The sequence below is a fragment of the Metasolibacillus sp. genome (assembly GCF_025291715.1).
Lineage (GTDB): Bacteria > Bacillota > Bacilli > Bacillales_A > Planococcaceae > Metasolibacillus > Metasolibacillus louembei.
The window spans coordinates 41593-62441 of the sequence record NZ_JAMBIZ010000010.1; the positions used below are offsets into that span (position 1 = coordinate 41593).

Here is a 20849-nt window from a genome sequence, read left to right on the forward strand (position 1 = left end):
TCAGTTCAGTTAGTTTGGAGAACCGAATCTTTAATCATGCTGTAGAAATATGGTGAGTTCGTTGATTTGGTTTTACAATGTAAATAGATATGAGGTGAGGTTTATGGTGAAAGCAGTGGATTTAGCCTCCTAAAATCACAATATATTTTAGGAGGAAATAAAATGAAAAAGGATAGTAAATCTAAAGAAATGATTCAATCTGAAAAAAGGGGTTCTACTAGGCTTTTAATGATGGTACTCTCCCTATCTGTACTTGTAGGTGCAATTACGGCTGATTTAGTCAATCCCGTACTTCCACTAATAAGCAAAGATTTAGAAGCTTCGAAATCTCAAGTGAGTTGGATAGTTAGTGGTATTGCACTTGTTCTTGCGATTGGAGTTCCGATTTATGGTCGAATCTCAGACTTTTTTGAGTTACGAAAGCTATATATCTTTGCCATTATGATTCTGGCAAGTGGTAGTCTTTTATGTGCAATTGCCCCGAACCTCCCATTGTTGGTTTTGGGAAGAATGGTTCAGGGTGCTGGGATGTCCGCAATTCCAGTTCTATCAGTCATTGCAATTTCGAAGGTTTTCCCACAAGGAAAACGTGGGGGAGCTTTGGGAATTATCGCAGGAAGTATTGGTGTTGGAACTGCTGCTGGTCCAATATTTGGTGGAGTAGTTGGTCAATATTTAGGGTGGAATGCCTTGTTTTGGTTCACATTTTTGTTAGCCATTATGATTGTTATTGGTGCCTACTACGCGTTACCGACAATTAAACCGGCAGAATCCGTAGGAAGCAATAAGAACTTTGATTTCATTGGTGGTTTATTCCTCGGCCTCACAGTAGGATTACTCCTTTTTGGCATCACTCAAGGAGAAACTTCTGGTTTTTCTTCGTTCTCATCGTTAACTAGCCTAATTGGTTCTGTTGTAGCTTTGGTGGGATTTATTTGGAGAATTGTTACCGCAGAAAATCCATTTGTACCACCTGTCCTGTTCAATAACAAGGATTATGTCAATACGGTCATAATTGCATTTTTTTCGATGTTTGCTTATTTCGCTGTTCTTGTGTTCGTCCCATTACTAGTCATTGAGGTGAATGGACTCTCTTCTGGACAGGCTGGAATGATATTGTTGCCAGGTGGTGTGGCTGTTGCAATCTTATCTCCCTTCGTTGGCCGTCTTTCTGATCGATTTGGGGATAAACGTCTGATAATTACTGGGATGACTCTGATGGGGCTGTCTACCTTATTCTTGTCCACCTATGCATCTGGTGCTTCACCTCTGTTAGTTTCCGTGGGGGTCCTCGGAGTAGGGATTGCTTTTGCATTCACGAATTCTCCCGCAAATAACGCCGCAGTAAGTGCACTCGATGCAGACAAGGTTGGTGTCGGAATGGGGATTTTCCAAGGTGCTTTGTACCTTGGAGCAGGAACTGGAGCAGGTATGATTGGAGCATTATTATCCGCTCGACGTGATGCTACTGAGCCGATAAATCCATTATATATATTGGACGCTATGTCCTACTCAGATGCGTTCCTTGCAGCTACAGGGGCAATACTCATTGCCTTAATAGCTGGATTAGGTTTAAAAAAGCGTGGGTAATAACTTAGTTATGTAAAGATTAGTTATTGTTTAGTTCATCTTCTATAGTTTAAGCTGTAAATAAATAGCTTAGGAATCACGCAAATTTGAATTTCTTAGAATAGAATACTTTTAAGTAACTCAACTTTCGTACACTGTTTTATTGGTGCGAAAGTTGAGTATGTTAAGGATGAAACAATGAAAACATTGGTGATCGTTTCTCACCCAGATATGCCAAATTCTCGAATCAATAAAGTTTGGGTAGAAAAAGCAGCGTCTTATTCAAACGAAATTACCATTCATGATCTTTATAGAGAGTATCCTGATTTTATTATAAATGTAAAAAGAGAGCAGGAATTAGTTGAAAATCATGATAATATTATTTTTCAATTTCCATTATATTGGTATAGTTCTCCTTCATTATTAAAAAAATGGATCGATGAAGTGATTATATATGGATGGGCTTACGGATCAAAGGGTAAAAGAATATTTTATAATCGAAAATTAGGATTAGCTATATCAGCTGGCGTAAAAAAAGGTGAATTTACAAGTATGGGTAAAAACAAGCATACATTAAGATAAAGTCCGTATAATTGTGTAAAAGTAAAAAGGCCATATAACAGTCCTTTTACGGTACAATGTTTTTAACGACAAAAACATACCCAGGAGGACTTTTACATGACCCAAGTACATTTTACACTGAAAAGCGAAGAGATTCAAAGCATTATTGAATATTCTGTAAAGGATGACGTTTCTAAAAATATTTTAACAACGGTATTTAATCAACTAATGGAAAATCAACGAACAGAATATATTCAAGCAAAAGAATATGAACGAACAGAAAACCGACAAAGTCAACGAAATGGCTATTATGAGCGCAGCTTTACGACACGTGTAGGCACGCTAGAATTAAAAGTACCCAGAACACGTGATGGCCATTTTTCACCCACAGTGTTTGAACGTTATCAACGAAACGAAAAAGCCCTCATGGCTTCAATGTTGGAAATGTATGTATCAGGCGTTTCAACTCGTAAAGTATCAAAAATTGTGGAAGAACTTTGTGGTAAATCCGTCTCTAAGTCCTTCGTTTCTAGCTTAACAGAACAGCTAGAACCTATGGTTAACGAGTGGCAGAATCGTTTATTATCAGAAAAAAATTATCCTTACTTAATGACCGATGTACTCTATATAAAAGTACGAGAAGAAAATCGAGTACTCTCAAAAAGCTGTCATATAGCGATTGGAATAACCAAAGATGGCGACCGTGAAATTATCGGCTTCATGATTCAAAGTGGCGAAAGCGAAGAGACCTGGACAACATTTTTTGAATACCTAAAAGAACGCGGTTTACAAGGTACGGAACTCGTTATTTCTGATGCGCACAAAGGATTAGTCTCTGCCATTAGAAAATCCTTCACCAACGTAAGTTGGCAAAGATGCCAAGTTCACTTCCTAAGAAATATCTTTACCACCATTCCTAAAAAAAATTCAAAATCTTTCAGAGAAGCTGTTAAAGGAATTTTTAAGTTCACAGATATTAACTTAGCGCGTGAGGCTAAAAATCGATTGATTCATGATTATATCGATCAACCAAAATATTCAAAAGCTTGCGCATCATTGGATGATGGATTCGAAGACGCCTTTCAATATACCGTACAAGGAAATTCCCACAATCGACTAAAGAGTACCAATCTAATTGAACGACTGAATCAAGAAGTACGCAGAAGAGAAAAGATTATTCGCATCTTCCCCAATCAAACATCAGCCAATCGCTTAATTGGAGCCGTTCTTATGGACCTACATGATGAATGGATTTATTCTTCAAGAAAATACATCAATTTTGATAAGTAGAAATGGTAAAAACATTGTATAGCATTTTACACAGGAGTCTGGACTTGACTCACTTCCTTTATTATTTTTCATTTTTTTAAACTATTTAATACTAATGTCTTTTATAATAGCTTTTCATATATTATATAATCAATCTTTATAAGTCCTTTTATAAATTTCTTTTCTACCATTTTCGATAAATTCCTGTTTAATATTTTTAATTCCATAAACAATAGTTTCAATAGGATAATATTCTTCAACTATATCTTGATATTCTTTTGCTTTCTCAATATCTATATTTCCATACATTCTTAATATATCTTCTCCAAAATTTGTTCCTATTTCTTCTTCACTATCTTCAAGTAAGTATATAAAATCACAATATTCATCTATAATTCCAGAATCTCCAAAATCAATTATTCCAGTTAATCTATTATTGCCATCTAACAATAGATGATTACAACTAAAATCATTATGGCATAAACACTTTTTACCCTCAAAAACTGTTGTTGCATTTAGTCTTTCCATAAAACTTTCTATATAATCTTTTTCTATATCAGTTAAATCATTATAAATAGTTTCACGCAACAATATATACTCTTCTAATACATTTTGTTTATTATCAATAGTACATTCACTAATATCTGTATAATCTAAACCGTGCATTTGTCTTAAAAAACTGGCAATATCTCGTTTTAACAAATTTTGTTCTTCTTCTGACATAGTAGAATAAATTTCTGGTGTTAAAAAAGTTCCTTTAATTTCTTTATAACCTAGTATAGATAATTCATCACTAATATACGAATATTCAATATTAGGAATTTTTACATTAGTTTCTAAATTTGTATTTAAAAAATTATATATTGCTTTTTCTTTTGCATAACCTTTTTTCTTATTAGTACTAAATTTTGTTTTAAAAATGTATTCATTATTAACTAAATATGCCACACTATCATAACCACTACCGATTATTTCAATACTATCTACTTTGAAATTATCAAAGTAATGCTCAATTAAATATTTCATTGCCTTAACATTTGTGGCATTATCATCATATCTATATTCCATTAAATAACAATCTTCTTTTTTGCCCTCGTGTAATTCATGTTCTGGCAAATCTTCAATAATTCTAAAACCAGATTTTTGGTATGCCCTTATTGCTCTTGGATTATTTTTATGAGGGTCTAAAATAACTGCATTAGCATTTCTTTCTTTTTTCAAAAATTCAAAAATCAATTTAATATATCTTGTACCAATTCCTTTACTCCAATAATTTGGCTCTCCTATAAATTGATCCATACCATAGACTATCTCATCAGTTTTTGGATAATGATAATCAGTATATAACTCATCATACATTTTATATATTTGTCCATATCCAATAGGAACATTGTTATATTCAATAATTACTCTAAAAACTTCATCTTCCCAAGGCTCTGTATAATGTTTTTTTAATGATTCTAATGTATATTTTTTATCTCTACCACCATAAAATTCTAATACTCTTTCATCAGTTAACCATTTTAACATCAAAGGAAAATCATCATCTATTAAAGTTCTTATACATATTTCATTTTCAACTATATTCATTTATTTATCACCTTTTTCATAATCATATACATATACTATTTCATCTTTATAATCATTTTTACCACCTAATTTTTCATATACATGGCAAGCTCTAGGATTACCTTTATCAGTTATTAAAAACATTTCAGAACAACCAATCTCTTTAGAATATTCCTTAATAAAAGATAATAATTTTGAACCATAACCTTTGTCTTGATAGTTAGGTAACATTCCTATTGAGTGTAAATAAAACATTGTTTTTCCATCAGGTCTTAAAAGGGTTCTGTTGCAAAGTTTTAAATAAAGAATAAAATCCCTTACGGTATCTATGATTTAAGCTGGGATTCCCAATAATACCTTGATTTCAGTACAGACCGAAAACCCGAAGAGAGTGCCTTCTTTTCGGGTTTTCTTATATAATCCTCGGATGGCTTCCATGCCTTTAATCGTTGTAGAGGCAGTGCGTAAACTTCGATAGAATTTATTGCGTCTCTTTACTGGACGATGGTCTTGTTCAATCAAATTATTCAGGTATTTAATGGTACGATGTTCTGTCCCTTGATAAAAGCCGTATTCTTTTAGTTTCTTAAAGGCACTTGTAATAGAGGGGGCTTTATCTGTGACTACAACCTTCGGTTCATCAAACTGCTTCACTAACCGCTTAAGAAAAGCATAGGCTGCTTGTGTGTCCCGTTTTTTACGTAACCAAATATCCAAGGTTAAACCATCTGCATCGATGGCTCGATACAAATAATGCCATTTTCCTTTAATTTTGATGTACGTTTCATCCATTTTCCATGAATAAAAGGATTTTTTATTTTTCTTTTTCCAAATTTGATAGAGTAGTTTGCCATATTCTTGCACCCAACGATAAATCGTCGTATGAGAAACGTTAATGCCACGATCATATAAGATTTCTTGAACTTCACGATAGCTAAGGTTATAACGAAGATAGTAGCCCACGGCTACAATAATCACATCCTGCTGAAATTGCTTTCCTTTAAAATGATTCATCGTCATTCCTCCTGCTATCTTTTTCTATTATTCTACCTTATTTGATAGTAGATTTAAAACTTTGCAACAGAACCAAATAGCTTAATAACGCCTGCTAATTTTAACGCTTTAAGTTGTCTGTCTAACTTTTGACCTTTGCTACTCACTCGTGCATAACCTATTTTACTCATGGTTTTAGAACGAACTCCTTCTCTATGTCTTTTTAAATGATTTTTCAGTATGAATCGACCATAGTAATCAAATTTAGAAGTCCATATTTTCTTTTAATCGATAAACTACCCATTACATTCATCTGAAATTGCCTTAGAATCATCCTCTGAGATCTCAAATTTTAGATTTTGTTATTGAACAACTCTATTGAACACTTACAAACCTTATTATATCAAAGACTAATTTCTGTTCAATAGAGTGTACTCTATTGATACAATAGTAGAAGGCTGATAGAATCAGTGTTATGGGTGTCTCATAAGACTTGTCTCAAAAACGAGGTGATATTTTGCGGAAAATTGGTTATATACGTGTCAGTTCGGCTAGCCAAAATCCTTCAAGGCAATTTCAGCAATTGAACGAAATCGGAATGGATATTATTTTTGAAGAAAAAGTTTCCGGATCAACAAAGGATCGTGAGCAACTTCAAAAAATGTTAGAGGATTTACAGAAAGGTGACATTATTTATGTTACAGACTTAACTCGGATTACTCGAAGTACGCAGGATTTATTTGAATTGATTGATATAATACGAAGTAAAAAAGCAAGTTTAAAATCAATCAAGGATACATGGCTAGATTTATCAGAAGATAATCCATACAGCCAATTCTTAATTACAGTTATGGCTGGGGTAAATCAGTTAGAACGAGATCTTATACGTATGCGACAGCGTGAAGGGATTGATTTGGCTAAGAAAGAAGGGAAATTTAAAGGTAGGTTAAAGAAATATCATAAAAATCATGCAGGAATGAATTATGCAGTAAAGCTATATAGAGAAGGAAAAATGACTGTAAATCAAATTTGTGAAATTACAAATGTGTCAAGAGCATCGCTATATAGGAAGCTATTAGAAATAGACAATTAATGAAGAAGAGCTATTTTAAAGTTTTTTTGATTTATCCGCATTATAAAATAAATTAGTTTCTTTCAAAGGGAGTTAAGAAAATGATCATTTCATTAATTGCTGCAATTTCAAGTAATTACGTAATCGGCAAAGATAAGGATATACCATGGAAGATTCCTGGTGAACAGGTTCGATTTAAGGATTTAACTATGGGTAAATCAGTAATTATGGGTAGAAAGACATTTGAATCTATTGGTCAGCCACTGCCGAACAGAAAGACAATTATTATCTCAAAATCTAAAGATATTAATTATAATAATTGCCTGACTGTAGAATCGTTAGAGAGGGCTTTTAATTTACTACAACAAGAAGATGAAATTTTTATTGCAGGTGGTGGAGAAATATATAAGGAATCGTTACCATTTGCCGATAGAATATATTTAACTATTATCGAAAAGGAATATGAAGGTAATATCTTTTTTCCAATGTTTAATAAAGATGAGTTTGAAATCACCTATCAACAAAAAGTAGAAGGGTTTATACCCTATACATATTTTACATACGAAAGAAAAAATAAAGGAGAGCAAATCAAATGAATATTATAAACGTATTAGATAAGGGCTATGTTCGCCTTGTAAATCATATGGGTTCAGATTTAACTGTAGTAAACTCTGCAAGAGTTTCTTATGCAAAAGAATCGAAAGAACTGAACGATAAAGATGTTAAGTTAATTAAATTTCTTGCTAGAGAAGGCCATACTTCTCCATTTAGACATGTAATCGCACAATATGAAGTGTATGCACCACTAATGGTGGCCAGACAATGGTGGAAGTATGTCATTGGTTCCTCTCATCAAGAGGGTACAGGAGATAGTTTTGATGCCTGGAATGAATCAAGTCGAAGATATATTACAGAAGAGCCTACATTTTATATTCCCTCAAGTAAAGAATGGAGAAGTAAACCCAAAAATTCTAAGCAAGGTAGTGGTGAAATAGTTACGTTGGAAATTGGTGATAAATACACCAGGGATCTTATGGCATATGTTGACGAAGGAATAGCCAAATATGAATCAGCTCTAGAAGATGGAATATGTCCAGAACAAGCGAGACTATTCCTTCCTGCTTATGGAATGTATGTACGTTGGTACTGGACGGCATCCTTACAGTCAGTTTGTCATTTTTTAAATCAAAGATTAGAACATGATGCTCAAAAGGAAATCCAAGACTATGCAAAGGCTATTCTTGAATTAAGTAAACCATTATATCCAAATGCTATAGACGAGCTTATGAAAAATATATAATGAATGTGCTAAAAAGCTCAAATTCTATTTTGCTAAGAATTTGGGCTTTTTATATTTGGATATCCTTAACGTTGTAAATCCGCATTTTCCTGACGCTACCCCTTAATGAACAGAGTAATATTGAAAATAAGTTGTTTTCTGCTTTATCTCGACAGCGGCTTATAATGTCTTCAAGTGTAGCTATAGATGGAAAAATAATTCTTTTTCGAGTTAAGAAATCAATTGTTTTTTTCATTAGATAGATAGAGTCATCATTTTCTAAAGCTAGTTCAATTAAATATTCTATTAACTGTTTTTGTGTATTAGCACTACCGAATCGATGATAGTTGAATACTTCTAAGATCTCGTTGAAGTGATTTGCACGTGTATTTCTATGATCATATGAATTTAAATCAATTGCATCAAGATGGAGCTGTCGACTCACATAAGAAGTTAGTCTGGTTGATTTAATCGGCCAATTACTTAAAGAACACCCAGGATACCGGGCCAAACAAAGTTGTATCGCAAATCCTAGTTTATTGACCTTTCCACGGTGTTGATTAATAACCTCCAGATCATAATCAGAAAAACTAAAATACGCTTTAAAATCCTCTTCTGATAAGTGGTTGTGTTTTGCAAGAGAAAAGTGCAGAGAATTGCAACGAAAAATACAGAGTGTTGCCACCCAATATTCCCCCTATTTTCTCGACAATGCGTTTGTTAAACGGAAGCTCTGGCCCGTGTACGAAATAATATGGGCATGGTGAATCAAACGATCCACCAGAGCTGCCGTTAAACGCGAATCCGAGAAAATGCGGTTCCACTGACTAAATTCTAAATTTGATGTGATAATCAAGCTCTTTTGTTCATAGAACTCTGAAATAATTTGAAACAGTAATTCTGCTCCTTCTTTGCCAAAAGGCAAATAACCCATTTCATCTAAAATCATTAAATCAACTTTTTCTAATTTACTTCTAAACTGCTTCATTTTCCCCGCATGCAGGGCTTGCTCTAATTCCTCAACTAAATGTGAAACGCGATAAAAACGGACTTCAAATCCACGCTCGCAAGCCTTTCTACCAAGTGCTGAAGCTAAATGTGTTTTACCTGTGCCAGGTGCGCCAACTAAAATGACATTCTCTTTTCTCCGAATGAAATCTAGCTGCTCTAATTCTTCCTTTGTTAAATGGTTCGGTAGACAAATGTCTTTATGCCACTGATAGCTTTCAAGCGTCTTCGTATCAATAAAACGTGCCTGTTTCAAATTACGTGCTATTTTGGCTTGCTCTCTGCCTAACTGTTCTTTTAATAAAATTTGATAAATATATTCTTCCGGCTCCGTAAAAGGTACTTCTTTAATCGATTCTGCCACATGTGCCAATCTCAATTGCTTACAGAGTGTTAAAATCGCTTCATTCATGATTCAACGCCTCCGTTCCTTTTGGCGATAAGGCGTCATATTCTGTCCAATTTACACCGTAAGGGTGTTCTACTTCCTCAGCCTCACGGCCAATATAATCATAGAAATTTTGGTCGATGTCATTCATATCATGTGTAAGTAAAAGTGTCAGTAATTCATTGATTCGTTGCTTTCTTAACGCAAGTGAAGGGACGGTTAAATATTCCTTAATGCGCGTTGGTAAATAATTCGCATAACGCGAATGCCCTACAACACGTGGCTTTTTCAACCAATCTTTTAAGATTTCCTTCCATGGAATAAAACGACGTTTTCTCATATAAGGACGTGCGTCAGATAATAAAATTTCACCGTCATTTGTAATGACTTTAAACGAATCCCAATAGGTCACACAAGAGAGTTGGACGTAGTTCCTTGCTCTTGGCACATGAATCAAATGCCCATCAAGCTTGAACTCGTTATATTTATTAAATTTGATGAGGAATTGCTTAAATACCGGATAAGATTCTTCAGGTAATTTGATTAATTGCTTTTGCTCGTGCTGCCATAACTCATCAATCAGCACTTCTTTTTTATAATGAATTCGTTGGCGATCATTGATTAATTGTTGTTCTAATTGAGCTGTTAAATCCTCAAGGTCCTTTATGACCGGCGGTAGGCTAAAAAAGTTATAACGAACATAACCGACTTTACCTTCTACATGACCTTTTTCATTCCCTTTGCGTGGATTACATACTTGCACTTTAAACCCGTAATATTGCTGGAAATGTCGAAAGGCTTCCGTTAATTCTGCTTCTGAATCGCCTTTTCTTACTTTCTTCACCGCAGGTGTTAAGTTATCAATTCGAATGCTCAAAGGAACACCACCAGCCTGTTTAAATAAAAGTTGAAGTCCACCTAAAAAGCATTCTAAATTTTCACTTGGCAGTGGTACCGCAAATGCTGTATTACTTGCTGGAAACGACATGACTAATGCATGTACATCCAGTATTTCTCCATCTTGAACAGCCTCCATTATACCGAAGTCTACCTGCGCTTCTCCTTCTGGATGTTCTAAACGTTCATGTCCTTTATCTGCCTCATCTTCTTGTGCTACTTTCCATTCTTGTATAAAATTACACACCGTTCTGTAAGAACCTTTGAATCCTTCTTTTACTAGGTCCTCAAATATTTTTTTGTTTTTACGGCGCAACTTTTTCTTGAGCTTTAAATCCTCTTCTAACCAATCAATTACGATTTCTCCCCATTTTTCATCGTACATCATGCCTTTTTTCAAATGGATTTTCTCTTGAGGGAGCTGATCCTCATCCCCGTATTTCTTGGCGGTGCGCCAATTAACCTGCATAGTTTTTGCGATTTCAGTAATCGATAATCCTTTTTCATTTCGTAATGTTTTGATACAATTAACTTCAGACATTGCTAGCATCCTTTCTTACCTCCCTGTTTCGGCTTCGACACCTAAAACAGTAGAGGGACTTGGGGTGGCTGGCAAGTCTTTTTTTTATGCACAAAAATAGTGCAGGACTCTGTACAAATTCTTTGCACTAGTCTGCACTTTTATTTTGCAATAAACAATGGTCTACAGAAAGAAGTTGTTCACGCTGTGAAGTAGTTAAAATTCTTTTCATAGCCATATCTTAAGCATTCCTTTTATTGAGGTAACGGTAAAAGGTTGTTTTGCTTAATTTAGAGGCATCAAGAATTTGACGAATAGAATACTCTTTGCTGTCATACATTTTTAAAGCTAAATCAATTGATAGCTTACCTTTACTTGGACGGCCCCCTTTTTTTCCTCGGACTCTGGCTGCCTTAAGACCAGAGTTAGTTCGTTCAATAATAATATCCCGTTCCAGTTCTGCTAAACTAGCCATAACTCGGAAAAAGAATCTTCCCATAGACGTTGAAGTATCTACGTTATCTTGAATAGATATAAAATTGACACTAAGTTCTTCAAATAATTCAGAAAGTTCAATCAAATGTTTAGTTGATCGTGAAATTCGATCTAACTTGTAAATGACAACAGAATCTCCTTCACGTAGTAGGTTGATCATTTCTTCTAATTGCGGTCGGTCTTTTTTCGCACCAGTTACTTTTTCTTGAAATAATTTATCAATTCCATAATGAGTAAGTGCATCAATTTGTAAACTAAGATTTTGATCATCCGTACTCACTCGAGCATAGCCAAAAATCATAAAAAAACCTCCTTAATTTTATAATTTAAATGTACCATAACTCATTAAGTATAACTATATAGGAACTATGAAAAAGGAACGGATTTTGGTACTTGATTTACTTAAAAAACATTTAGAAAAAGCAGGAAAATGAAAAGGTACCATAAACGGTCGTTTATGGTACCATTCAAATTTATCCTTATTGTACAAAATAACAGCGAAATTTTTAAATCTATTCCTTATCGATACAAATTCCCCGTAGGCGCTAGGGACCTCTTTAGCTCCTTGGAAGCTGTCAGTAGTATACCTAATAATTTATCTACATTCCCTTTAGTAACGTGTAACTTTCCAAATTTACAAAAGCGACTCATAGAATTATTTCCTCCCGTTAAATAATAGATAACTATTAAAAATAGACAATACTTGCTCATAAGTAACGGTACTTAAATTGTTTACTTTGGCGTGTTTCATTGCTTGATGAAACTGATTTTTAGTAAACAGTTGACGATATTCTCGATTGACCCATTTTGAAACAAAGTACGTATATAGCTTCCAATATTTATCTGGAACATCTGTGGTATGGCGGGTAAGTTTTATTAAGACACTGTTTACTTTTGGTTTAGGATGAAAGCATTCCGCTGGCAGCTTAAGCAATTGCTGAATCGAGACTTGAGTGTGCAAGAGCAACCCTAGTGTTCGGTGAATATCCAAGGTACGCTTGTAGAATCCTTCTTCAACAATCAGATAGATGTCAGACGCATGGCTTTCAAAAACCACTTTTTTAATAATTTGTGTGCTTAAATGGTAAGGAATATTCCCAACAATTTTATACCTCTGTTTGTTAGGGAATTGAAACTGTAGAATATCTTGGTGAATTAAAGTGACACGAATGTTCAGTTTTAATTTTTCTGACGATAAGTTGAATAGATGACTGTCTAATTCAATAGACGTTACCTGTTTACTTATTTTAGCCAGTTTCGTCGTTAAATGCCCTTTACCTGTTCCAATTTCGTAAACGGTATCGGTTTCTTTTAAATTCAATTGTTTTATTATTTGGTTGAGTACTTTTTCACTCGTTAAAAAGTTTTGAGAATATTTTATATTTTTGTTCATGTAATCACTCCTGAAGTGATTACATCTATAAATAAATACAGAAGTTAAACGATTTGTTTGTAATTTTAGTTATCTGTTTAAAAAGTCATAAGATTAGTCACTGGTAGGAATTAATCTAACGTATTTATTTATCTGCGTAATCACTGTTTTTAGTCTGTTTCAATAACAGTAGATGTTTTATCTACATTACGCATTTGGAATACCAACATGACGAATCCCTCCTTCTTAATTACAAATTTTTAGCATCTAATTTAACTTCAATTCCTATTATACAAAATTTTAAGATAATGCACTATCAACACACTCTTAAGTTTGCTTCTAAGTCTTATTTCCATAACTTTAGGGTTAACCATACGCAAGACCAATCACTCTCGGACAATACTCATGATTTTAATGATAAAATCCATGTTAAACCCATAGATAAGAAATACACCTGCAATAACCGTTACCTGTTTGTGCCAATTTAAAAATGCACCACTTTTTTATAATTAAAACGGTTGAAAACTGTACCACTAATAACTCACAATAGAGAGATGTCACCGTCAAGTTAAATGTACAAAATAACAGCGAAATTTTTAAATCTATTTCTTATCGATACAAATTTCTCGTAGGCGCTCGGGACCCCTTATTAAAGAAAGGCGTCCGATTATTGAAGTAAAAAACTTAATCAAAATGGACTCTTTGTTACTTTTCTCATTTTAAATTAAATCAAAAAATAATTATTCTCCTTTTATACCCTAGTCATCTCTTCATATCTCTTCTTTATCTTTTCAATTTTTCTAGGATTTGTTTCATTTTCCATAAGAAGTTTTGCTTGACTTAACTGGATTTGTTCAATTTCCTGTTGGAGCTGTTCAATATTTGCATCCGTTTTATTCTTGAATTCCTCTAGATTTCCACGATAACCTTGTAGCTTTTTATTATCAATGATGAATAGTTCCGTACTCAGTTCATTAATGAACGCCTCATCATGGCTGGCAAATATTATTGTTCCTTCATATTCTTTTAATACACTTTTTACGACTTCAATTGATGGTAAATCCAAATAGTTTGTAGGTTCATCTAAAATAAGCAAATTATAATCTGATACAATCAACTTTGCAAAAGATAACCTAATTTTTTCGCCACCGCTTAATACTGCAACCTTTTTATCAAAATCCTCAATCGTAAACAGTAAATTCATTAATACTGTATAAACAGTATGATTTTCTTGTACACTGTCAGACAAGACAGACTCCAGTAAAGTTTTATCTGGCTGCAAATTTTCAAACTCTTGGTACAGATAACCAATTTTTAATTTCGGTACAGCATAGATCCCTTCATACTTATTTCTGATTAAAGAAAAAAGAGTAGATTTACCACTTCCATTATCCCCCAATACAGCAACTTTTTGTTTGTTTCGGATTTCAAAAGAGGCATGATTAAAAATCAAATGATTATCATATCCAAAAGTTACTTCTTCACCACGAATTAATATTTTATTTTTCGGGGGATTTGTTAGCTCAAAATTAATTCGAATATTTGCCTGTTCTTCGACTTGTTCTTTTACATCTAACTGCTCTATTCGTGATTGCACGGCTTTTGCTTGCTTTGCTATTGCTTTTTGTCGCCCTCCAAAAGACTTGTAAGTAGATATGAAACTTCTAGCTCTAATTTCAGAATTACTCATATTCCTTGGCTTATCTGTTATCGCTTCAGCTTGCCTTTTTTTCTGCAAATAAGCTTCCTCTAGTTGCTTTTTCTTTGCTTGATAATTTTCATATTCTCTTTTCTCAGTGTGAATTTGATGTTCCTTCTGCTGTTTATATGCAGTATAATTCCCGTCAAAACAGTTAATGGTATTGTTGTCAATCTCAATAATTCGATTACACAATTCATCTAATAAATTTGTATCGTGGCTAATAATCATCATTGTGTTATATTTTCCTAAATTTCGCTTTAGCAATTGAATCCCTTTAGTATCTAAATTCGCTGTTGGTTCATCTAGTAAAAGTATTGAACTACTCTTAGAAAAAGTCTCAGCTAAACGTAAACGAGTTTTTTCCCCACCACTGAACCAACCTTCAGATATTGTTGAGCTGGAGCGAAATTCTTTCAATTGCCAAGAATCTACTGATTCGTGGTATTGACCGAATTGTTTATAATAAGAGATATCTCCCTTAACCTCAACATTTCCCTTGTCAGGAGCTATATCATTGTTAATGATCTCCAACAACGTCGTTTTTCCACTTCCGTTTAACCCGACTACACCAATAATATCGTTCTTAAAAACAGTTAATTTATCAAAAGTAAAAAGAAGCTTGCCTCCAAAATATTTTTCTATTCCTCTCATTTTTATCAATTCCATACAATCGCCTCCCTTTCTAGCGATTAAGTTAATAAACATATTAAATCATTAATTAGTTTTTGTAGTTTAGAGAGTTTATTTCTTAGGGTTTCTATTCCTCAATTATTCCGTATCCTTCTGGTGCAGGAATCCCATGTTCCGAAGAACGACTGACTGATTCCCACTCTTTCCATGTAAATATACGTTTTTCTGCATTTTCAACAGCTAAATCATATACAAGGCTTCCCAGAACTAATCGGAGAGGCGGATTCTCACTATTAACCAGTTTCATTATAGCTTCGGCGGCTAACTTAGGATCACTATCCACCGATTCGTTTGAATATTGTTGGGCCAACTTTTCACGTAATGAATCATACTCTTTTTTCTGTGTAGTAAAACTCATTTTTAAGTATAGATTCGTCCAGTAACCTCCAGGTTCTACGATAGATACTTTTATACCAAAATGTGCAGCTTCTTGTGCTAAAGCCTCGCTAAATCCTTCTAAAGCAAATTTACTAGCGCTATAGATTCCCGACATTGGACCACTAATCAGTCCACCAATACTAGATATCTGGATAATATGACCTGATTCTTGTGCCCGCAAGTACGGCATAACAGCTTGACTTACCCATACTGTACCGAAGAAATTAGTTTCCATTTGGCTTCTAACTTCATCTTCACTAAATTCTTCAATCATTCCCATTACCATATTCCCTGCATTGTTAATGACAATATCGAGTCTTCCAAAATGTTTAATGGCAGTTTCCACTGTAGTCGAAACAGCACTTCTATCAGTAACATCAAGACTTAAAGGAAGTAACATTCCTTCAAACTGGCATTTTAACTCATTCAGTTTTTCAATATTTCTAGCAACACCAACAACCTTCTCTCCTGACTCCAATGCTTTTTTTGTGAATTCGTATCCTAGTCCACTGCTTGCACCTGTAATAAACCACACACGTGTATTTTCATTGTTATTAAATGTCATAAATAATCTCCTCCATTAATCATGTAATATTGGTATCATTCAATACCAATTTAAAACAAACAAAATAAAGAGCACAGGCAATCTGCCTATGCTCTAAATATAGAAATATAAAATTTCAACAGGATTAATCCGATTGTTGGTATCACAAATAAGCCATCAAATTCATTGATGTACCCTTTTCTACGAAGTGTCATGGGAGATCTCCCTTTAAAATAAAAAAGAGGAAGATTCCTCTCCCCCTTTTTACTATAACCGTATAATAAAGGTTTCCTATAAGAAGACAGATTTATCCTAATACTCTGAGCATAAGCAGAGCCTTTGAACGTATTAAACTAACGGTTCAAAGTTAGGATATCAATCATTAAGAAGCCTCCATTCATCATAAGTTAGTTCAAGTATAACATATGGGCCTGATTTGTCAAATATCAATCTGTACTCTTTCACTAACCTGCCACGTTAGTGTAAGTACATTTGTTCACAATCCCAATTGAATCATCTAGGAATAGGTGATTACTTTCCTCAACAATCTGGTCTTTTCTGGAATAACACCGACGGTGTTATTAATCAAAATTTATTTTAAAACCTACACTAAGCTGAAGATATTACATAACTTCTATATAAAATTAAGAAAACCATCATAAAAATATACAAAAAAGCTAAAACAACTTGCCATATAATTTTTGAACTTGATCTTTTAATTGCTTATTCTCTTCTTCTAATGCCTTAATACGAGTTTTTAAGGTCTTTACTAATACATCCTCAGATCGGATACTTTTACTTTGTTTACGGGGTATTAATTCACTAATCTGCTGTCCTCTTAATCTTTCTATTCTAGTCCTAATGTCTTCTTGTTTATAAAGCCATGACTTTGAAACATTTGCTTTTTGTGCAACCGTATTAAAATTAATTTTCTCATTTTTTAGTGCCATTTCTGAAATAGCCTTTTCAACTCTAATTCTTGTTTTTTCCGATTTCTCTTTTGATAGTTTAATTATGGCAGTTGTGTTATTTTTTCGTGTCATCCTAATTAGTCTCCTTCAACGAGTGAATAATCTGTTCTAGCCTGTTTTTAACACGTTCATTAGTTTCAACCTGACGCTGCCATTGGTTCTGTTTAGCTCTATCTAATAACTGTTTAGTACGTTCTAAGTGTTCTTCATGTTCATTTAGAAACTGTTTGCTTGTACAGAAATTTGTACAATCTAAACAAGCATTTGCGTGAGGACAAGGTCCGGCAATTACCGGTAAACGGCAATAACCATTAGGAAGTGCTTGTGCATTGATATTCTTTTTAAACCATTGAAGATCTGTATTATCAACTTCACTCTCTTCTTCATTTATTTCTAGAATGCTACCGTTGTTTGTCACTAAGGTTTCCTTGAATTTCGCAAATTCTTTCTTTAGGGTCTCATCAAAAATATACGCATATCTCGCTGTCATTTCCGGGGATTCATGACCTAAGAATTTTTGCACAATATGCTGAGGTACCCCATTGTTTATCATTCTAGTACCAACTGTATGCCGAAAAGCATGAGCATGAAATCGAAAAATTTCTCCCTTGTTATCCGTTATTTTTTCTTTATAAGCTAATTCATTTAATTTAACTCTAAAGGTATCCTGCTTCAATGGAGAGCCATCTTTTCGTGGAAATACATATTCACATTCATTTTCCATTTCATCAGCCACTCTTTGCTCTTGAACTAGTATTAATGCTGCAATCTCTTTAGAAATAGGGATGATATGTTCTTTTTTCATTTTCCACTGATAATATTTCAGAAAACAATCCCCTTCTTTGTCTGTTATAACACTTCCTTTTTTTAATGTACAAAGCTCACTGATACGCATTCCACACTCTTGTAATACCATAACCATTGTGGCTATATAAGGTTCCAATTTATCTAATTTCTCGTTTAATTGTTCAAGCACATGTTCATCAATATAACGCGGTTGTGCCTTCGGCACTTTAGGATAATCTTCTCGGAAAATTAGTGTTTTAGAAGGAGAATCTTCCCAGTCAAATCTTGTAATGGTAGAGAAAAAAACTTCTAAATTAGATATTCTTCCAGTTACGGTTCTAGGGCTTAAACCCATTAAATTAATTTCAATTAAATAAGGTTCAACTTCTTTTCTAGTTAATTGCTTTATCCTTCGTATGTTCTTATCATTTTTGTTAATAAAATTGAAGAATTCTCTTAGTCTCGACGCTACATCACTTACGTGGGAAAAACTATGTGTATTTAACATTAACTTACAATAACGCTTAGATACTTCTTTAAAATAATCATTTTCAAAGCCCTTAAAATTGATTATATATTCGTAAGATGTTGGATTTACTTTATCTTCCGGTAATGAAAGATTTCTTCGATTCCAAACATCTTTATCCCACTCTTCTCCATCGAAATAGAAATCCTCATAGAATTCCATAAACTGTTTAAGATTAGTAACATAATAAGAGTTCGCAAGAACAGGAATTTTCTGTTGATTAATATCAAGTTTATAATTTGTAATTGTTGTTCTTACTCCCTGTTCTGTTAAATAAGTTCGATATTCCATCAAAGCTTTTTCTATGGGAACTTCAGTTATAGACATAATGCCAGGGTATTTTAAATTTAAAAAACCTAACATTCGGCTTATCACCGTTCCTTTTCTAATCCAAACAGATTTTGCATTCCAAGTTCCATTATTTAAGTGAACATAATAAAAGTATTTTAATTCAGTTCTTAACCATATATTTTCAACTTTATCGAAATTCACCCATCGATTTCTTAATGTTGGATTTTTACTTAACTCAACCGCACTAGGATGTGGACAGATTCTTATATCCCATCTATCAGCTGCCCAAAACCCTTTTAACACACTATTCATATCTGCTATTTTTTCACTAATGGCTGTACTAGTAATGAGCTTCCGATTAGTTGCTACGCTTGGTAATTTCATTAGTATGTTCTCTCCCTTGTAGATACTTTTTATATTCATTTTTCATATCTTGATCGGAAAGATGAACATATGTATCAATTGTTGTTTGTACATGTGCATGGCCTAATCTCTTCTGTACATAAGCTGCATCCCAACCACTTCTAATCAGCTCAGTGGCGTGTGTATGACGTAACATATGGGCAGTGAAAGTAATCCCTGTCCGTTTTACTAAGCGCCTTATAAGGTCCAATACGCTTTGATACTTTAGGGGATGACCAAAATAAGTATTTTTAAGATTAATAAATATATAATCATGCTCTAATTCTTCCCCGTACTCATGAACTAAGTAATCGGTATATAAGCCCATTAATTCCTTGCTAACATCAATTGTCCGTTCTTTTTTTAGCTTAATATAAGCACCGTTTTCATTGTGATCTCTCGGTGTGATATGAATCCTGTTATCCCATGTAGAAATATCTTCGATACGGAGGGATAACACCTCACCTATTCGAAGGCCACCCTCATACATAAGCATAATAAGTAACTTATCTCGTTTTGTATAACATGCATCTAATATCACTTTAACTTGCTCATGCTCTAATGCTTTTACTAGTTTCTTTTTGACTCTGAGCTTCAAGACATTTTTTTTATAAGATTTGCCTTTATTTATATGATGAAGAAACCCTTTAAAACTTCGTCCCCTTGCCTCTTTAGACATATCTATGGCTATAAAATTTTCTGTCCGATTTAAATACTCTAAGAAACTAATTACAGCATTAAGTATGGAATTAACTGATGTTTCTTCTCTTTTAGCCTTTTTTGGTTTTAAATCTATTACTTTTACATCCCCTGTTGGATTTCTTAACCATCCTACAAAATTCGCTAATTCCTCAAATTTTAAATCATCTAATTCAATCCCTCGTTGACCCATAAATTCATAGAACAGTTTAAGATGATAACTATATGTTTTAATCGTATTTGGAGCTTTCCCCGTATTATCCAAGTACTTTATAAATCTCTTAACTGGTTCTACCACTTCAAAGTTCTTATCTAGCAATATGTATAATGGATATGATTTGTCCTCCACCAATACCTTCTGAACCTTCATTTCTCCACCACCATCGAATACTTTAACTACTATAAATATTACCTCTATATATTTAATAGTTATAGTTCTAAAATAAAAAAATCCTAAACTTTGAATACTTAGAGTACTCTAGTTTAGGATACTATGTTTAATGGATCACCTGATGGATGTGAATGACATATCAAAATCGAATTTGAGTTTGACAAAATTGCAGTTTTCATGACCTCACGTGGATGTACGATACTGGTATTTAGGCTGCCAATGTGGACCGTAGAAATGTTTGTAGGTTGATTCTTCGTATCGAGACATGCTACGACAAAGTGCTCACGATCAACCTCTCTAAGTACTCTTTGAACAATTCGTAGCTGTCTTGTGGGCTTCGAACTTTTCTTAGTTTGTAGAGCATACTTGCTTCTTTGACCAACTTTACTGACATGATGTTTACCCGTTTTGCTACTATCATAAAAATTACCTCCTTGAAATTCAATATCAAGGAGATAATATATATTTAAAATCGAA

19 protein-coding genes and 4 pseudogenes are annotated in these 20849 nt (G+C 33.7%); 6 read left to right on the forward strand and 17 right to left on the reverse strand.

Annotation, left to right across the window (positions count from 1 at the left end):
* Positions 1 to 162: 162 nt before the first annotated feature.
* The 3 genes from fexA to M3Z76_RS08630 all read left to right on the forward strand — a co-directional run bounded on the left by fexA (position 163) and on the right by M3Z76_RS08630 (position 3420).
* Positions 163 to 1590 (forward strand): chloramphenicol/florfenicol efflux MFS transporter FexA, encoded by a 1428-nt coding sequence (gene fexA, locus M3Z76_RS08620; protein WP_031795084.1) that lies wholly within the window; start codon positions 163 to 165, stop codon positions 1588 to 1590.
* Between the two features lie 177 nt (positions 1591 to 1767).
* Positions 1768 to 2151: an NAD(P)H-dependent oxidoreductase gene (locus tag M3Z76_RS08625; protein ID WP_147716744.1), complete on the forward strand. Its 384-nt coding sequence runs from the start codon at positions 1768 to 1770 to the stop codon at positions 2149 to 2151.
* 96 nt (positions 2152 to 2247) lie between these two features.
* The gene (locus M3Z76_RS08630) at positions 2248 to 3420 is read left to right on the forward strand and encodes an IS256-like element IS256 family transposase (protein WP_000195429.1); all 1173 of its coding nucleotides are present in this window, start codon (positions 2248 to 2250) and stop codon (positions 3418 to 3420) included.
* 129 nt (positions 3421 to 3549) lie between these two features.
* Here M3Z76_RS08630 and M3Z76_RS08635 read toward each other — a convergent pair whose 3' ends face one another.
* The 4 genes and pseudogenes from M3Z76_RS08635 to M3Z76_RS08650 all read right to left on the reverse strand — a co-directional run.
* Positions 3550 to 4989: a bifunctional aminoglycoside N-acetyltransferase AAC(6')-Ie/aminoglycoside O-phosphotransferase APH(2'')-Ia gene (locus tag M3Z76_RS08635; protein ID WP_001028144.1), complete on the reverse strand. Its 1440-nt coding sequence runs from the start codon at positions 4987 to 4989 to the stop codon at positions 3550 to 3552.
* Positions 4990 to 5223 carry a GNAT family N-acetyltransferase gene (locus tag M3Z76_RS08640; protein ID WP_025904407.1) on the reverse strand — a complete coding sequence of 78 codons (234 nt, stop codon included), beginning with the start codon at positions 5221 to 5223 and terminating at the stop codon, positions 4990 to 4992.
* Between the two features lie 78 nt (positions 5224 to 5301).
* Positions 5302 to 5982 (reverse strand): IS6-like element IS1216 family transposase, encoded by a 681-nt coding sequence (locus tag M3Z76_RS08645; protein WP_001015311.1) that lies wholly within the window; start codon positions 5980 to 5982, stop codon positions 5302 to 5304.
* A gap of 74 nt (positions 5983 to 6056) precedes the next feature.
* A pseudogene (locus M3Z76_RS08650) lies at positions 6057 to 6152 on the reverse strand (recombinase family protein); the annotation flags it as partial.
* Positions 6153 to 6478: 326 nt separating this feature from the next.
* Between M3Z76_RS08650 and M3Z76_RS08655 the strand changes: the two are divergent.
* The 3 genes from M3Z76_RS08655 (at position 6479) to thyX (ending at position 8333) form a co-directional block, all read left to right on the forward strand.
* Positions 6479 to 7054, forward strand: coding sequence for a recombinase family protein (locus M3Z76_RS08655; RefSeq protein ID WP_024127800.1), 576 nt, complete (start codon positions 6479 to 6481; stop codon positions 7052 to 7054).
* Between the two features lie 80 nt (positions 7055 to 7134).
* Complete coding sequence (gene dfrE / locus M3Z76_RS08660; RefSeq protein WP_012655890.1) at positions 7135 to 7629, forward strand: trimethoprim-resistant dihydrofolate reductase DfrE; 495 nt, start codon at positions 7135 to 7137, stop codon at positions 7627 to 7629.
* The gene (thyX, locus tag M3Z76_RS08665) at positions 7626 to 8333 is read left to right on the forward strand and encodes an FAD-dependent thymidylate synthase (protein WP_012655891.1); all 708 of its coding nucleotides are present in this window, start codon (positions 7626 to 7628) and stop codon (positions 8331 to 8333) included. The genes dfrE and thyX overlap by 4 nt, the downstream gene beginning before the upstream one ends.
* A 49-nt stretch (positions 8334 to 8382) precedes the next feature.
* On the opposite strand, the gene M3Z76_RS08670 is transcribed toward thyX, so the two are convergent.
* The 13 genes and pseudogenes from M3Z76_RS08670 to M3Z76_RS08730 form a co-directional block, all read right to left on the reverse strand.
* Positions 8383 to 8997, reverse strand: coding sequence for a DUF4158 domain-containing protein (locus M3Z76_RS08670; protein WP_483310153.1), 615 nt, complete (start codon positions 8995 to 8997; stop codon positions 8383 to 8385).
* Between the two features lie 12 nt (positions 8998 to 9009).
* On the reverse strand, positions 9010 to 9732 hold the full coding sequence (gene istB / locus M3Z76_RS08675) for an IS21-like element helper ATPase IstB (protein WP_293922592.1): 723 nt from the start codon (positions 9730 to 9732) through the stop codon (positions 9010 to 9012).
* The gene (istA, locus tag M3Z76_RS08680) at positions 9725 to 11155 is read right to left on the reverse strand and encodes an IS21 family transposase (RefSeq protein ID WP_293922589.1); all 1431 of its coding nucleotides are present in this window, start codon (positions 11153 to 11155) and stop codon (positions 9725 to 9727) included. The genes istB and istA overlap by 8 nt, the downstream gene beginning before the upstream one ends.
* A gap of 211 nt (positions 11156 to 11366) precedes the next feature.
* Complete coding sequence (locus M3Z76_RS08685) at positions 11367 to 11921, reverse strand: recombinase family protein (RefSeq protein WP_000576156.1); 555 nt, start codon at positions 11919 to 11921, stop codon at positions 11367 to 11369.
* A gap of 354 nt (positions 11922 to 12275) precedes the next feature.
* Positions 12276 to 13013: a 23S rRNA (adenine(2058)-N(6))-methyltransferase Erm(B) gene (gene erm(B), locus M3Z76_RS08690; RefSeq protein WP_001038790.1), complete on the reverse strand. Its 738-nt coding sequence runs from the start codon at positions 13011 to 13013 to the stop codon at positions 12276 to 12278.
* A gap of 124 nt (positions 13014 to 13137) precedes the next feature.
* Positions 13138 to 13222 (reverse strand): annotated as a pseudogene (locus tag M3Z76_RS08695) (23S rRNA methyltransferase attenuation leader peptide).
* A gap of 48 nt (positions 13223 to 13270) precedes the next feature.
* Positions 13271 to 13354 (reverse strand): annotated as a pseudogene (locus tag M3Z76_RS08700) (MLS leader peptide); the annotation flags it as partial.
* A 389-nt stretch (positions 13355 to 13743) separates the two neighbouring features.
* Entirely contained in the window at positions 13744 to 15360 is a 1617-nt protein-coding gene (gene abc-f / locus M3Z76_RS08705) for a ribosomal protection-like ABC-F family protein (RefSeq protein ID WP_157918524.1), read from the reverse strand.
* 91 nt (positions 15361 to 15451) lie between these two features.
* Positions 15452 to 16327, reverse strand: a complete 876-nt coding sequence (locus tag M3Z76_RS08710) for an SDR family oxidoreductase (RefSeq protein WP_078081115.1) — start codon at positions 16325 to 16327, stop codon at positions 15452 to 15454.
* Positions 16328 to 16983: 656 nt separating this feature from the next.
* Positions 16984 to 17349, reverse strand: coding sequence for a DUF6262 family protein (locus M3Z76_RS08715; protein WP_097419323.1), 366 nt, complete (start codon positions 17347 to 17349; stop codon positions 16984 to 16986).
* A 1-nt stretch (position 17350) separates the two neighbouring features.
* Positions 17351 to 19264 carry a tyrosine-type recombinase/integrase gene (locus M3Z76_RS08720; RefSeq protein ID WP_097419322.1) on the reverse strand — a complete coding sequence of 638 codons (1914 nt, stop codon included), beginning with the start codon at positions 19262 to 19264 and terminating at the stop codon, positions 17351 to 17353.
* Entirely contained in the window at positions 19239 to 20351 is a 1113-nt protein-coding gene (locus M3Z76_RS08725) for a tyrosine-type recombinase/integrase (RefSeq protein WP_097419321.1), read from the reverse strand. The genes M3Z76_RS08720 and M3Z76_RS08725 overlap by 26 nt, the downstream gene beginning before the upstream one ends.
* A 134-nt stretch (positions 20352 to 20485) precedes the next feature.
* A pseudogene (locus M3Z76_RS08730) lies at positions 20486 to 20793 on the reverse strand (JAB domain-containing protein); the annotation flags it as partial.
* Between the last annotated feature and the right edge of the window lie 56 nt (positions 20794 to 20849).